12 protein-coding genes and 1 riboswitch are annotated in these 15471 nt (G+C 47.7%); of the genes, 7 read left to right on the top strand and 5 right to left on the bottom strand.

Going from position 1 to position 15471, the window contains the following annotated elements:
- Positions 1–141: 141 nt before the first annotated feature.
- Positions 142–990 carry a nitrate ABC transporter permease gene (gene ntrB / locus QUA20_RS10980; protein WP_333188706.1) on the bottom strand — a complete coding sequence of 283 codons (849 nt, stop codon included), beginning with the start codon at positions 988–990 and terminating at the stop codon, positions 142–144.
- 100 nt (positions 991–1090) lie between these two features.
- A riboswitch (cyclic di-AMP (ydaO/yuaA leader) is annotated at positions 1091–1303 on the bottom strand.
- Positions 1304–1474: 171 nt separating this feature from the next.
- On the opposite strand from ntrB, the gene QUA20_RS10975 reads away from it, so the two are divergent.
- Complete coding sequence (locus QUA20_RS10975) at positions 1475–2680, top strand: sensor histidine kinase (protein WP_333188704.1); 1206 nt, start codon at positions 1475–1477, stop codon at positions 2678–2680.
- A 243-nt stretch (positions 2681–2923) separates the two neighbouring features.
- Here the strand turns inward: QUA20_RS10975 and QUA20_RS10970 are convergent, their stop codons facing one another.
- Positions 2924–4261: an ArsB/NhaD family transporter gene (locus tag QUA20_RS10970; protein ID WP_333188702.1), complete on the bottom strand. Its 1338-nt coding sequence runs from the start codon at positions 4259–4261 to the stop codon at positions 2924–2926.
- A gap of 66 nt (positions 4262–4327) precedes the next feature.
- Here QUA20_RS10970 and QUA20_RS10965 point away from each other — a divergent pair, with 66 nt between their 5' ends.
- A complete protein-coding gene (locus QUA20_RS10965) occupies positions 4328–5752 on the top strand; it encodes a HAMP domain-containing sensor histidine kinase (RefSeq protein WP_333188700.1) in 1425 nt (474 codons plus the stop codon).
- 34 nt (positions 5753–5786) lie between these two features.
- Positions 5787–7913 (top strand): magnesium chelatase ATPase subunit D, encoded by a 2127-nt coding sequence (gene bchD / locus QUA20_RS10960; RefSeq protein ID WP_333188698.1) that lies wholly within the window; start codon positions 5787–5789, stop codon positions 7911–7913.
- A gap of 100 nt (positions 7914–8013) precedes the next feature.
- On the opposite strand, the gene QUA20_RS10955 is transcribed toward bchD, so the two are convergent.
- On the bottom strand, positions 8014–8340 hold the full coding sequence (locus QUA20_RS10955) for a PEP-CTERM sorting domain-containing protein (RefSeq protein WP_333188695.1): 327 nt from the start codon (positions 8338–8340) through the stop codon (positions 8014–8016).
- 531 nt (positions 8341–8871) lie between these two features.
- Between QUA20_RS10955 and QUA20_RS10950 the strand changes: the two genes are divergently transcribed.
- Positions 8872–9600 (top strand): Bax inhibitor-1 family protein, encoded by a 729-nt coding sequence (locus QUA20_RS10950; RefSeq protein WP_172191479.1) that lies wholly within the window; start codon positions 8872–8874, stop codon positions 9598–9600.
- A 248-nt stretch (positions 9601–9848) separates the two neighbouring features.
- Positions 9849–11432: a tetratricopeptide repeat protein gene (locus tag QUA20_RS10945; RefSeq protein ID WP_333188692.1), complete on the top strand. Its 1584-nt coding sequence runs from the start codon at positions 9849–9851 to the stop codon at positions 11430–11432.
- Between the two features lie 85 nt (positions 11433–11517).
- Here QUA20_RS10945 and QUA20_RS10940 read toward each other — a convergent pair whose 3' ends face one another.
- The gene (locus tag QUA20_RS10940; protein WP_333188690.1) at positions 11518–12264 is read right to left on the bottom strand and encodes a Uma2 family endonuclease; all 747 of its coding nucleotides are present in this window, start codon (positions 12262–12264) and stop codon (positions 11518–11520) included.
- A gap of 210 nt (positions 12265–12474) precedes the next feature.
- Here QUA20_RS10940 and prfB point away from each other — a divergent pair.
- Both prfB and rpsU read left to right on the top strand, forming a co-directional pair.
- A protein-coding gene (gene prfB, locus QUA20_RS10935) for a peptide chain release factor 2 (RefSeq protein WP_333188688.1) occupies positions 12475–13609 on the top strand; the annotation gives its coding sequence in 2 pieces (ribosomal slippage) (positions 12475–12546 and positions 12548–13609; 1134 coding nt in all).
- Between the two features lie 173 nt (positions 13610–13782).
- The gene (rpsU, locus tag QUA20_RS10930; protein WP_006632476.1) at positions 13783–13977 is read left to right on the top strand and encodes a 30S ribosomal protein S21; all 195 of its coding nucleotides are present in this window, start codon (positions 13783–13785) and stop codon (positions 13975–13977) included.
- 11 nt (positions 13978–13988) lie between these two features.
- Here rpsU and QUA20_RS10925 read toward each other — a convergent pair whose 3' ends face one another.
- Complete coding sequence (locus QUA20_RS10925) at positions 13989–15452, bottom strand: AtzE family amidohydrolase (protein ID WP_333188686.1); 1464 nt, start codon at positions 15450–15452, stop codon at positions 13989–13991.
- Between the last annotated feature and the right edge of the window lie 19 nt (positions 15453–15471).

Raw genomic sequence — 15471 nt, 5'->3', positions numbered from 1 at the left:
TTTGAAGTTGTAGTTGTAGGGTGCGTCGCCACCAACCATCACAAACAAAAATCGACCATTGATGAGCGACGCACCTTACAGTTGACAGTTGATAGTTAACTGTTCGCTGCTGACTAATGACTGATGACTAATGACTGATGACTAATGATTAATGACCGATCGATGCGTTACCAATTCCTGAACTTTGTCAACAGCAGCGTCGAGCAACAGTCCAGTTAAACCAATTACAAACACCGCTAAAAATACCGAACTCAGGTTCAATCGGCTCCACTCATCCCAGACAAAAAAGCCAATTCCCACACCGCCTGTCAGCATTTCCACCGCCACAATTACCAGCCAAGCAATCCCCAAACTAATCCGCAAACCTGTAAAAATGTATGGCAAACTCGCCGGCCAAATTATCTTGGTAATCCGCCTCCAGCGCGGCATTTCCAAGACTCGCGCCACATCCAGATAATCCTGGGAAACGCTAGAAACTCCCAAAGCTGTGTTGATAATTGTCGGCCACAAAGACGTGATAAATATGACAAAAATTGCCGACGGCTCTGCTAAATTAAAAATCGATAAAGCTATGGGCAGCCAAGCTAGCGGCGACACCGGTTTGAAGATTTGAATCAGCGGATTGAGCGCCATCATTGCCGGTTTCGACATCCCGATCAGAAATCCCACGGGAATCGCAACTGCTGCACCCAGGAAAAATCCCACCAACACCCTGCGCAAACTCGCTAGCAGCAGCCAGCCAATGCCTAAATCTCCAGGCCCGCGCTGATAAAATGGATGGAATATGTAATCTAAATTAGCTATTAACGCCTGATACGGAGTGGGAATCAAATCGCTGTTGAAGCTGGCAATAATCCACCACACACCAAGAATTCCCAAAAAACCCGCAGCAGGTAACAAAACAGCATCTCGGATGACAACGGGTTTTACACGCTTCCACGTTGCAACTCCTGCAAGTGCGATCGCAGATAAATTAAGCTGTACGAACATTTTAATCTCCTTCAGAGTCAGGGCAGGTACAAGAATCTTGAACAATACCAACCTGAGACACTGACGAAGCCAAACAATCTTTTTCAGAACATTTGGCTTTTCAGTCTCTTCTCAATGCCTGCGAAGTTAGCTGACGGGCTAGGACTGAGAGATGTCCTTCTCTAGAGATTTCAAAATCAAAAATTACACTCAAATTTGGCAATTTTTAACTTTGCTTGATAATTCTGTAGAGATTCGCCCCGAAAATTGGTTCCTCCGCTCCAGGCACACGCTTGGTTCGATCGCGCACTGCTGGATTAGGCTTGACTTTTTAAGCCAATTTATTAAACTTAAGCTAGCACGAGCGTATAATTCTGTCAATACGTCTTTAGGAGTAGCTATTTGCGGCGAAGCTAAAATGTTGAGTGAAAATTAAAAAAGTTAATTATTAAACTAACCTAGAGATATAAAATGCGATAGCTCACTTGATTTATATCTAAGAGCCATGATTGATTTTAGCCAAGCGCTACAAGATAAAATTGATATAATTACCGAAAACTGGATCGAAGCTGTTCGGGGTGACGAGGAAATCGAAACCGCCAAGCAACTCACCTACGATTCCGTGCGCGACAGCCTTCCCATCGTACTGCAAGCGATCGTAACTATCCTGTCCCAATCAGAAGACAGCGACATTCCGACAGTCGTAGAAGAAAGTTTAGAACACGGGAATGTCAGGGCAAAACAAGGCTACGATGCCGAAGAAATTGCGCGGGAATACCGCTTGCTGCGGAGGGTAATTTTCGAGGCTATAGAGCCAGCATTACTAAAAGGCTCAGCCGCTGAAGTGAACCGAGCTTATCGCTTAATTGACAATGTGCTCGACGAAGCAATTGCTATATGTTTCAAAACCTATACCCAGGCAAGATTCCAAGAACTACAGGATTTGCAAAACCAATTGCAGCTTACAAATCAAGAGCTGACTCGCTTGCTTCGCGCCAGTCAAGAGAATGTATCTCACTTAGCTCACGAATTGAAAACCCCCCTCACCTCTATTATTGGCTACTCAGAATTGTTTTTGCGCCAAAGAAACAATCCTAGAGTTAAAGATTCTGTTCCCAATTTGGCACATATTGATAAAGTCCTCAACAACGGCAGACGGTTACTTAGATTAATTAACGATACTCTCGAAATCTCGCGGTACGACGCGGGACGCATAAAATTGCAGCTAACTGCCACAAATGTGCGATCGGCGATCGTCACTGTTGTCGAAATAATCGAGCCTTTGGCTAAAGCAAAAAATTTAGAGATCGCCGTTGAGTGCGATCCGGTTCTGGATCAAGTTATGACAGATTACTTGCGCTTGCAGCAAATTGTCACCAACTTGGTGAGCAACGCCATTCGCTACACCCAAGCTGGTACTATTACCATAAAAACCGAATTATTGTCAGACAAACATTGGAGTATCTCCATCACCGATACAGGAATTGGCATTGCTTCAGAAGACTGCGATCGGATTTTTACGCCCTATTTTCGGGCCGACAACTCCCTGGCTTCTGGGATGCCGGACAGTACCGGCTTAGGGCTAGCAATTGTCGCTCGATTAGTCAACCTCTTGCAAGGTAAAATCGAATTAGTTTCTGAAGTAGGAGTTGGCTCTTCCTTCACTGTAATTTTTCCCTTAGAATTGGAGGGAGTTGAGATTCAGGAATAACTTCAACCTCTATATTTAGACTGCAACCTAAGCACCTTACCTATTCTTTAGTTCTCTAGCAACAAAAGCAATGACTAATAACTAATGACTAATGACCGAAAGCATCCAGGATACAAGCCCCCGGATTCATCCGTCCAAAAATAAAAAACCTGTATCCGATGAAACTTGCCCCCCGAATTTATCCGTGGGGTCAATGCTTCAATCTAAAATCTAAAATCTAAAATCTAAAATCGATTGACTTCTTCAAATTAGAAACCGAATAGTTACATAAACAGCCGCAGCCACCAATTGCAACGCCATCACAGGAAGCCCGTAACGCAGAAAAGTTTGAAAAGAAATTCGCCGCCCGTACTGTTCAGAAATTCCTGCCGCCACTATATTAGAAGAAGCTCCTACCAAAGTGCCATTTCCGCCTAAAGTTGCCCCGTACATCATCGCGTAAAACAAGGGCAGCACAGCAGGTGGAAACTGCCCTGCAAAATCCGGTGCCAACACCTCGGCAGGTGCGAGCCCGACATTGACAACATACTGTTTTAGCAGCGGCACCATCGCCACTACCAGCGGAATATTTGGCACAACGCTCGACATCAAACCCACAAAAAATAACAAAGCTAGGGAACAAACAAAAATATTTTTACCTAAAATTACTGCTAATATTCCAGACATATTGGCGATGACTCCGGTTTTTTCCAAACCGCCAATCAGCACAAAGATAGACATAAAAAATAGCAGCGTGCTCCAATCTAAATCCCGCAAAATATTGTTAACCGAATCAATTTGGGAATGGTGAGCTAAGAGCATTGCCAAAGCAGCCCCCAACAAAGCAACCGCTGCCGGTGAAATAGGCACCGGCATCGACTCTCCTATTACAAAAAATGTCAGCACGAAAGCTATAATTAAACCGCCCACTGCTAAGACTCGCGGGTGATTAATTTTTGGGTGCGGCAAATTTTCCAAATCATCTAATTTTTTGTTCCAAATTTCTCGGAACATCCAAGGCAGAATCACTAATATAACTGCTAAGGCGATCGCCCCGCCCAAACTTAACTTTACCAGGTAATCTGCAAAGCTTATGTTAATAGCATCGCCGACAATGAATGTCGCCGGATCGCCTACGATTGTCAGCAGTCCCGAACTGTTAGCCACAAATACCATTAAAATTAGCAGCGGCACGAAATCTACACCGACTTCTTGTGCCATTGGCGGAATTAATGGTGCTAGCAGCATGACTGTCGTGGCATTGGGCAAAACTGCACAAATTGGCGTAGTAATCCCGACAATACCCAGCAAGAGATTTTTGCCTTTGCCTTTTGCCAACAGCACCATTTGAGTTGCCAAGTAGTCGAATACTTTGGTAGGCTCAAAGGCTCTCACCATTACCATGACTCCGAAGAATAAGCCCAGCGTTGCGTGACTCCGACTGATATATTCGATCGCGTCGTTTAACGTCATTACATGGGTAAAAACCAGCATCAGCGCTCCCAGAAATGCCGCAACTGTTAGGTGTATCCATTCTGTAATTATTAAGAAAACTACACCGATAAATGTTGCCGCAGCGATCGCAGCTTGCACGTTTTCCATTTAGTCCCCTGAAAAAATTAAAAATTAAAAATTAAAAATTATCGGTTTGAGGCACTATACTACTTTATGGCTCTTCTGTCAATAAGTTTAAGTGCTGATTTTGGTAGCAACAACCTGGGAACGAGCACTCGACAGAGATCCGGCACAGGAAAAAAATCACCTCAAAACTACTTCTTTTGGCAGGGTCGCGATCGCCCAAAGTTTGGTATGACGATCGGGCGATCGCTCAACTACAATGAAGCATGGGCAATATCTGCCAAACTCAACCCCCACGCAGAAATCATGGACTATAGCCAAGTGCTCGCCGAAAAAACCGATACTATCCTCAAAAACTGGATTGAAGCAGTACGCTTGGATCGGAAAATTGAAACCGCTGAGACCTTACCGCAGTCAGCGATCGAAAATCACATACCTTACCTGCTGGCGGCGATGACGACAGTGCTCTCGCAATATCAAAACAGCGACATAAAATTAATGATTGAAGCCAGTTTAGATCACGGATTAATCAGAGCCGAACAAGGCTACGACGCCGCAGAAGTAGCCCGCGAATACCATTTATTGCGTCAAGTAATATTCTCCCACTTAGAAGCCGAATTGCTAGCAGGAAGCGTCGCAGACGTATTCAGAGCTTTTCGGCTGATAGATGCCGTACTAGACGAAGCAATTGCCCAGTGTTTCAACAGCTACGTCGCTCAGAGGCTGCGGGAAATTCAACAAATCCAAACTCAGTTAAAACTTACCAATCAAGAACTCAAGCGCCTAGTCAGTGTCAATCAAGAAAACATCTACCATTTAGCTCACGAACTCAAAACTCCTCTCAACTCAATTATCGGTTATTCCGAACTGTTTTTGCGCCAAGAAAAATGGCAAGCGGAAATCAAAGATAGCCTCCCCGGCGCCGAACACATCGAGCGAGTATTGCGCAACGGCAGACAGTTGCTGGGCATGATTAATGACACACTAGAACTTTCTCGCGCCAATGCCGGAAAAATTAAACTTAACCTGCAGCGAACTAATGTACAATCTCTAATTAACACCGCAGTAGAAATGATGCAGCCAATTGCTGATGCTAAAGGACTCAAGCTCTCTGTTACCAGCGACTGCGCCCCAACACAAGTAATCGCCGACGGACAGCGGCTGCAACAAATTCTGATCAACCTGCTGAGCAATGCCATTCGCTATACAAAATCTGGTAGCATTGAATTAAATTGTCGCCTTGCTGGAGAAGCAAATTGGGCGATCGCAATTACAGATACCGGCATGGGCATCGCCCCCGAAGATACAAGCCGCATCTTTGACCCCTTCTTTCAAGCAGGAGAAGCCGGCAAACAGCTCTTTCCCACCGAAAGCACAGGTCTGGGATTAGCAATAGTATCGCAGCTCGTCACGCTGCTGCAAGGCAAAATCGAGCTAGTATCAGAAATAGGAGTCGGCTCAACTTTTACCGTGATTCTGCCCCTAGAAGTTAAAATCCTTCAACAAGTAAGCTAAACATTAAGTTCTAATTTTTACATCCGAAAATCCTATGCCCGCAGCCAACATTAGCCCTTCCACCACAGCCTTTCCCCTCACAGCCGTAGTCGGGCAAGAAGCAATCAAATTAGCCCTGCTGTTAGCAGCAGTCGATCCCGGATTGGGAGGAGTTGCGATCGCAGGCCGCCGCGGGACAGCAAAATCAGTAATGGCCCGCGCCTTGCACTCCTTACTGCCACCAATTGAAATTATAAAAGACTCTTTTTGCAACGCCGAACCTAATGAAAATATTGAACAAAAGGCATCTTCTCTATTGGAAGAAAGCGGGCAAGATGCCCACACTACCGATACTAATTCGCCAAATACAGAAATAATTCCCACACCATTCATTCAAATTCCTTTGGGTGTCACCGAAGACAGACTCTTAGGTTCCGTCGATGTCGAACAATCAGTAAAATTCGGCGAAACCGTATTTCAACCAGGACTTTTAGCCCAAGCAAATCGAGGCGTACTTTATGTAGATGAAATTAACCTCCTTGATGACAATATTTCCAACCAATTGCTAACAGTATTAACCGAAGGACGCAACCAAATAGAACGCGAAGGAATTAGCTTCCAACACCCCTGCAAACCTTTATTTATCGCCACTTACAACCCCGAAGAAGGGCCGCTCCGAGAACATTTGCTCGATCGAATCGCGATCGTACTTTCAGCCGACGCAGCACTCGAACTAGAAGAAAGAGTCTATGCAGTAGAACAAGCTTTATCCTACTCCAGCTCCCCCCAAGAATTTCTCAATCAATACAGCGAAGATACCGACAACCTCAAAACCCAAATCATCCTAGCCAGAGAATGGCTCAAAGATGTCAGCATTAAACGCGAACAAATTGCCTACCTAGTAGAAGAAGCCATCCGCGGCGGCGTTCAAGGACACCGCGCCGAAATATTCGCAGTCCGCGTCGCCAAAGCCGCCGCAGCCATCGAGGGACGCACAGAAGTTAACGCCGAAGACCTGCGCCGCGCCGTAGAATTAGTCATCGTACCCCGCGCCACCATCATCCAAACTCCCCCAGACGAAAACTCTCCTCCTCCTCCCCCTCCACCGCCTCCCCAAAAGCAGTCAGAACAAGAACAAGACGAACCAGAAAACGAGCAAGAAGACGAAGAAGACCAAGAGGATGAAGACAACCCGGAACCTGAAGAAGAACCAGAAAAAGATACCATTCCCGAAGAATTTCTCTTCGACCCCGAAGGAGTAATTCTCGACCCCAGCGTGCTTTTCTTCGCCCAAGCCGCCAACCGCCAAGGCAAATCGGGCAGTAGAAGCACCATTTTCTCCGAAGATAGAGGCCGTTACGTCAAGCCAGTATTGCCCAAAGGCCCCGTCCGCCGCATCGCCGTTGACGCCACCCTCAGAGCCGCCGCACCCTACCAAAAAGCCCGCCGCGACAGGAATTCTCACCCCCCCCAAGCTTCGGGGGGGCAACAGGCGAGTCAACCCCCCGGGCAAGGGGGGGTTGAGCGCCGTGTATTTGTCGAACAGGGAGACATTCGGGCGAAGCGCTTGGCCAGAAAAGCTGGAGCTTTAGTCGTATTTGTCGTCGATGCTTCCGGTTCGATGGCGCTCAACCGGATGCAGTCGGCCAAAGGTGCAGTCATGCAGCTACTCACAGAAGCTTATCAAAGCCGCGACCAAGTTGCTCTGATTCCCTTTCGCGGAGAACAAGCAGAAGTGCTGCTACCGCCGACTCGCTCGATAGCCTTGGCCCGCAAGCGTTTGGAACGGTTGCCCTGCGGCGGCGGTTCCCCCCTGGCCCACGGTTTGACTCAAGCCGTCCGCGTCGGAGTCAACGCGCGGCAGTCTGGAGATGTCGGTCAAGTTGCGATTGTCGCCATTACCGACGGACGCGGTAATATTCCTTTGGCTCGTTCTTTGGGCGAACCGATTTTAGATGGAGAAAAGCCTGATATTAAGAAGGAATTGTTAGAAATTGCTGCCAAAATTCGCGGGTTGGGAATGCAGTTGCTGGTGATTGATACCGAGAGCAAGTTTATTTCTACTGGCTTTGCGAAGGAATTGGCCAAGACTTCTGGAGGGAAATACTATCACTTACCCAAAGCTACCGAACAGTCGATCGCAGCTATGACTAAAAATGCTCTGCGCGACGCGATCGGCTAAAATTCTTAAATCGAGATTCCACCCGCATTTATAGACACGGGCCTCACGCCTGTGTTACCTCTGCGGTTAACAATCAAACACTCGCATTTTGGCAAAAAGTCTAATTTTTAACTCTCACTCTCCGGCGAGTCACCGCCAGCGAACCCGCAATTAAACCCAACCCTACCACGGTCGAAGGCTCAGGAATTCTTACGGGCAGAGGCACCGGCGTTACGGTTCCCGGGCTAGGGCTTGGAGAAGTTGTACCGTCGCGGAGTTGACTGATTTGAGCCAGCAACAAATTTTCTGAACCCTGCCATGAAGCAGCGGTAGAAACGGCTTGGACATTAGCTGCAAGGGCAGCTTGACTGCCTGAAATCACAGCGGCGGCAGCCAATAAAATTCCGGCGGCAGTTGGCAATAATTTGCTAGGAAAAAAGGTGGGCATTGGACATTACCTGTTTAGCATTTTGTCGATCGAACTCGATCTCTCGATCGTTAATTTTTTGGGCCTTCCCTGTCTGAGCTACCTTAGCAACTAACCCAAGCGATTTGAGATTTGAGATTTGAGATTATTGGGGTTTCCTGTCCCTAGTTTCAACTAAGCCCCAAATCAAAAACCTAAAATCAACTGCGGCCCCTGCTTCTAGCATAGAGTCCTCAATCCCAAATCGTAAATCCCAAATCCAAAATTGATCGATCTGGCCTATCTGCGATTCCATCCACTCTCAGCTTGCCCCTCCCGCAGATAGCGCCGGCCCTTGAACCTTAATTATAGCTCTGCAGCGACGCGCAACGGTGCGAGAGGGCAACACGGCACAGACTTGTACGCAGTCGATTATAAACAATCGATCCCTGCTTTGGAGTGATTTCACCCCGGTTCTTTATCAAATCTTTAAACTCTTTCAGGTTTTGCAAACAAACTGTAAAGCTGTCAAAATATAGATAGCAATTCTCAGCCAAAATTAGGTAAATCCTCGTGAGTAACACAAGCAATTTTCGCGAAGCCGTGCGCGAGGCGAAAAACCACGCCCTCGTAGGTCCCAACGTCATCTCCAACGCTCTCCCCTTCGTGGGCGGCGGACTCGTCTTAACTGCTGTCGGCGCCTACGGCGGTCTCGGAGTGATCCGCAACTATCCCGGGATCTTCTTTCCCACCTTCATCGCCGCGATCGTCGTAGAATTAATTCTGTTCTTCGTCGCCCGCGGTGCCGCCGAACAAGGCAACAAAAATACCGCTTTGCCCCTGCTGGCAACCTACAGCCTGCTTTCCGGCTACACCCTCAGCGGATTGGTATTTACAGCCCTCAGAACCCAAGGCGTCGGCATCTCCGGGATCGGTTTTGCAGCACTCGGCTGCGGCATTACCTTTATCGCCGCCCGCCAAATTGGCTCCAACTTGTCCGAAACAGACGGCATGGCCCTCACCAAAACTATCAGTTTAGGTGTCATTGCTTTGTTCGTCGTCGTTGTCGGTCAGGTTCTGCTCTCTGTATTTGGCATCTACACCCCAACTTGGTTGGAAATTGGCATTTCCGGCATCGGCGTATTTCTGTTCGCCGGCGCTGCGATCGTCGATTTTTACATATTACCCCGCAGCTACCGCGACGACCAGTATTTGCCCGCTGCTCTGTCGATGTACTTGACCTACATCAACTTGTTCATCTTTATTCTGCGCCTGCTGATTGCTATCAACAGCCGCGATTAATAATTGAAACTTTAGCTTAAAAAAAAACCGCGGCTCGATCGATATCCGGCCGCGGTTTTTGATTAAGATTGCGAATCAAGATAGTCCTCATTGCGTCCTCTGTCTATTATAAAAAAAAATTATATTATGTTCCAAGCCTGCAGACATGAGGTATAATGTTATTTTTTAATCACTCAATCAAAGCTCTTGTTATCTAATTGTGTCGCTCGCGATTTCAATATTAATCACGAATTAATTGGGGAAAACTCATGTACTTAAAATATGAAGATATCAAGATAGTCAGCGTAGAAATTACCTCCCGGTGCAATGCAGCTTGCCCCCAGTGTCCCCGCACCGGCAACCCGATTTTGCCGGGGGCGGAATTAAAGATGGAGGATATTGAAAGAATTTTCCCAAAAGATTTTTGCTCTCAGTTGGATTTGGTGTATATGTGCGGCAACTACGGCGATGCTATGACTAGCAATACTACAATTCCGGCGATCGAGTATTTGCACCGCATGGGAGTTCCTCATATCAGCCTGTACACCAACGGTAGCGGACGCAATCCTGACTGGTGGCAAGCCCTGGCAAAGGCGATGACAGGAGAACACGATCGCGTAATTTTTAGTATCGACGGGTTGGCCGATACTAACAGCATCTACCGCCAAAATACCAACTGGGACAGGATAATGCAGTCGGTTAATGCCTTTATCCAAGCTGGCGGAAAAGCTGTATGGCACTACTTGATATTTGAACACAACCAGCACCAAGTAGAAGCAGCACGGGATTTAGCCCAACAATTAGGATTTGTCGAGTTTGTACCGAAAGCTACCTCTCGTTTTGTGGCGAAAGAGATTTATGACAAAGAGTCCGCCAATCAACAGCCTCAGAAGGCAGAAAACTCTCAGGTAGATGCTAAGAGCGATCGCCAAAACCAACCAGCAACAGCTAATTTAGCAGCCCCTCAGCATCAAGAACAGGCCGCGCTTCAGTTCCACCGACAAGCTGAGGAATGCTTGAAACAAGGGCAACTGTCAGATGCGATCGCAGCCAGCCAAAAAGCCCTAAAAATTCAACCTAATTTTGCAGCAGCCTGGAAAACATTAGGCAATGCTGTTCAAGGTTTGGGGAAGATGCAAGCAGCAGCAGACTGTTACGCAAAAGCCCTAAAAATTCAGCCTAATTTTCCAGAAGTTTATGCTAATGTAGGCAGTCTTTATGCTCAACAGCAACAGTGGCAGCCAGCTAGTGCTTATTACCAAAAGGCGATCGAGCTTAAACCCAATTTTGCCGGAGCTTATCGCAATTTAGCTAAAGTGTTGATGCAGTTGGGGCAACCAGAAAAAGCAAACTATGCTTGGTATCAAGCTATAGCTATCGAAACCTCTCAAGCACCAGAACCAACTCCTTCTGTCCCATCAAAGCCAGCTAGCGAAGAACTTCAACCCCCATCGTTGGAACAATATAAAAATCCCCAGGGAGACCAATTTATCCAAGCTGTAGAAACATTTGGCAGCCTAAATAATTACTACCGCAATGTAGAAATTAGCTGTCAAACTCAAGCCACCAAAGAGATTTTCATCAGTTTTGAAGCGGAACTCTGGCCTTGCTGTTGGGTAAGCCATACTAAATACGCTGTTTATAACCACACTTACAGACCGCAAATGCTGGCTTTAATTGAAAAGTACGGAAATGGTTTTAATTCTCTCAGAACTCAATCTGTGAAAGATGCGATCGCCAGAGATTGGTTTCGCGAAGACCTCACAAAAAGTTTTTCCTGTTCTAAAAGGTTGGACGTATGCGCTCACGAATGCGGTAAAACTTTCAATTCAACAGGTTCGCAGTATATCTAAGAAGGAAGAAGTCAGTTGACAGTTGACAGTTGACAGTTGTCACAAGAAAGAAGGAAGAATGCGGTGAAGCCGATCGCATTTCAAGTTAGATTTCAGGTAGGTTATCAGGATCGATCCCTTGCGATCGCAAATACTCTGCTAGGCGTTCGGCTCGCTGTTGCAGACCCTCGGCTCGCTGTCGTTCTACCCTCAACTGCTCGCGCATCTGCCCCGCCGCTGCATCCGGCAGGGGATAGGCATTTCCTGACTCGTCGTACCAAACCAGAATTTCTTGCTCGATGCCCCCGATAACTTGCCCAGAGCGCCCCATACCCAGTCCTACTTCTGGCATCCAATAGGGTTCGCCAATCTGCTGCCGATACTGCCCGTCAATCAGCTTGTACACTTCAAACGGTTGATGCCGATCGCGCCGCCAAAATTCGGGGTTGTAAATAATGTAGTACAAAACCCCTAACCCGGCATAAATCGACATTTTATCGTCGTACTCTCCACCGGGTTTGTGAGACACCATTTCCAATGCTAAGATCGGCACAACCTCGTTTTCTTCCCAGACAGCATAGCTGCGGCGAGATTTGCCCCCTTTTCGGCGCTCCACCCCCAAACTAAGAAACCCGTCGGGGACGACAGGCACTTTGGGACTTATTCCTGTGGTGTGATACACCGCCATATCCACCCCAAAGTACCAATCCATGCGAGCCGACCAAATGCTGGTCAGGACAAACAACAATAGGTTCGGCAGCAGATTCTGGTCTTCGTTATCCACAGGGGTATCGTCCGAACATGGCAGGTCTTCGGTGGACGGCAAGCTTAATTTTAGTTCTGGGGAAATCATGGCAGTTAACTCCCATCGAGATCGTTAACCTGATTTTAGATTATAGCAACTTTTTTTGCTTTTTTTGAATTTTGAATTTTTAATGCGGTAAAGTTTTTAATTCAACGGGTTCGCACTATATCTAATTAGGAAGAAGCAATAACATTTTGTTGAAAGATCCCAATTTCAGCTAAAATCAAAAATACACCCCACAACGCCGGAGAACTAACAGTGGAAGTTCTAGACATCAAACACAATATCGAAACTTTGTCCGATCGACTGGGTGCAACCCAGGACTATCTTTGACATCCCCGCACTTACAGCCAAAATTCAAGACTTAGAGCAAATCTGCGCCCAACCAGCATTTTGGGACGACCAAGATCGAGCTCAAGAAACCCTCCAAGAACTTAATGACTTCAAATCTCATTTAGACCAATATCGCGGCTGGCAAACGAGCTTGGAAGATGCTAAAGCTATTTTAGAACTGCTGGAGTTAGAAGCCGACGAGTCCCTGTTCCAAGAAGCCTCATCGAGTCTTTCTCAGTTAACCCGCGAACTCGACCAGTGGGAACTGCAACAATTACTATCTGGGCCCTACGACGAAGGCGGCGCTGTTTTGACAATTAACGCCGGGGCCGGCGGCACAGATGCTCAAGATTGGGCCGAAATGCTGCTGCGGATGTACACCCGCTGGGGGGAAAGCCAAGGTTACAAAGTACATTTAATGGAAATTTCCGAGGGAGAGGAAGCAGGTGTTAAATCGGCTTCTTTGGAAATTGTCGGCCGCTACGCTTACGGTTATATGCGATCGGAAAAAGGCACTCACCGCTTGGTCAGAATTTCGCCTTTTAATGCTAACGACAAGCGTCAAACCAGTTTTGCGGGCGTCGAAGTGATGCCAATTCTCGATCGATCCGTCAAGTTGGACATTCCCGAAAAAGATTTGGAAATCACGACTTCCCGCGCTGGTGGCAAGGGCGGGCAAAACGTTAACAAGGTAGAAACCGCAGTCCGCATCGTTCACCTTCCTACTGGCTTGGCCGTCCGCTGCACAGAAGAACGCAGTCAGTTGCAAAATAAGGAAAAAGCTCTGGCATTACTCAAGGCTAGGCTGTTGGTGATTGCTAAGGAACAGCGGGCTTCGGAAATTGCCGAGATTCGCGGCGACATGGTGGAGGCGGCTTGGGGCAACCAAATTCGCAATTATGTTTTTCACCCATACCAAATGGTCAAGGATTTGCGTACTGGGGTAGAAACAACCGCCATCGAAGATGTGATGAACGGCGAATTAGACCCGTTTATTCAAGCTTACCTGCGGCAGGAAAATCAGTTGATAGCCCAAACCGATTCAACCGCGCGAATATAAGTCGCGCTTTGACATACAAAGTCCGCCTGCGCGGACTAAAGAATCAAGAGCGGTGATGGCAGCGGATTTGGTATAATTTTGGGGTTTTGGCCGATCGCCCGACCTTCAACAGGTCGCGCGGTCAAAAACCTTGATATGATAAAACTTGATCTGACAAACACTAAGGAGAAATAATGACCCAAGTTGTAATAGGCGAAAATGAAGGGATTGAGTCAGCCCTGCGACGGTTTAAGCGACAAGTTTCCAAAGCGGGAATTTTCCCCGACATGAGAAAGCACCGCCACTTTGAAACCCCGTTGGAAAAGCAGAAGCGCAAAGCTATTGCCAGAAGGACTAAGAGACGCTTTCACCGCAATAACAAGCCCTAGAATTATTAGCACTAAATTGATTCGGCAGATATAATGCCTTGCGATTCTAGTACCGCAGCGACTCGGAGAATCACCGCTTCGCTGTAGGGAGCACCAATAATTTGTACCCCCAAGGGCAAAGCGCCGGGCCGCTGTACGGGCACGCAAAGAACGGGCAAGCCAATAAATGATAGGGGTTGGGTGAACAGTCCGAGATTGGGACGCACTAAGATTTCTTGTCCGGCTATTACCATTTTCTCGACGCCAATTTCAGGGGCAGCTATCGGGGTTGCGGGTGCGAGGATGATGTCTGTGTGTTGGAATATTTCGCGAATTCGATCGCGGTACCACTGTCTGAATCTCTGGGCTTGCAAGTACCAAGCCGCAGGGATCAGGGTTCCCGCTAAAAAGCGATCGCGCGTGGCAGGATCGAAGTCTTGAGGGCGCGATCGCAAATTGTCTAAATGCAAGTTTCCCCCCTCGCAAGCGGTAATGATAAATGCCGCAGCCCGGGCGCGATCGGATTCCGGTATGGTGACAGTTGCAAGCCCCCCTATTTTTGGGGGGTTTGTTGTTTTTTCTGTGTTATTACCACAATTCAAGACATTTGTCAAGGCTTTAGCAACTATTTCTACAGCATCCATTGCTTCCGGTTCGGCCCCTGTAGCGAAATACCCGTCAGCAACAGCAATTCGCAATCCTTCGATGCCTTGATTTAACTGCGGCGAACAAACTTCTGGCGGGCGTTGAGTGCAAACTGGGTCACGAGAATCAGGGCCTTGCATGATATCGTACAGCAGCGCCATATCTCTGAGCGATCGCCCAAACGGCCCCACACAATCCAAACTACCCGAAAATAAATAAGCGCCAGCCCTGGACAAACGGCCGTAAGTAGGCTTAAACCCAAAGACACCGCACAAAGCAGCCGGTACGCGGATGGAACCGTTAGTATCAGAACCGAGGGTGATAGGTAAAAAACCCGCGGCGACTGCTGCTGCGGAACCGCCGCTGGAACCGCCGGCGATGCGCGCAGTATCGCGGGGATTGCGAGTCGGCCCGTAGTGGCTGTTTTCCGTGACGAAACCGTAGGCGTACTCGTCCATGTTAAGAGTACCCACGAGCACAGCCCCGGCTTGTTTGAGTCGGGCGACCACCGCCGCGTCCTGGGTAGCCGGAGGATTGTCAGCGTTGATTTTTGACCCTGCTAGAGTAGTAATTCCGCCGATATCGAACAGGTTTTTGACTGCGAAGGGAACGCCTGCTAAAGGGCCTGGGTTTTGGTTATTTGCGATCGAACTATCTATATTTTCGGCTGCTGCGAGTGCGCTTGATGCAGTGATGGCAGTAAAGCAATTAAAAGCTTTATCCTTAACAGCAATCCGTTCCAAAGCAGCACTTACCGCCTCTGCAGCCGTAACCTTACCACATTTAACAGCCGCTGCCGTAGCAACCGCATCAGCCTTCTCTAAAAAACATCTGCGTTCATCTGCGTTCATCTGCCCTCATCTGCGCTTA

This window comes from Microcoleus sp. Pol7_A1 (assembly GCF_036701085.1).
GTDB lineage: Bacteria > Cyanobacteriota > Cyanobacteriia > Cyanobacteriales > Microcoleaceae > Microcoleus > Microcoleus asticus.
This window is presented reverse-complemented; position numbering and strand designations above follow the sequence as displayed.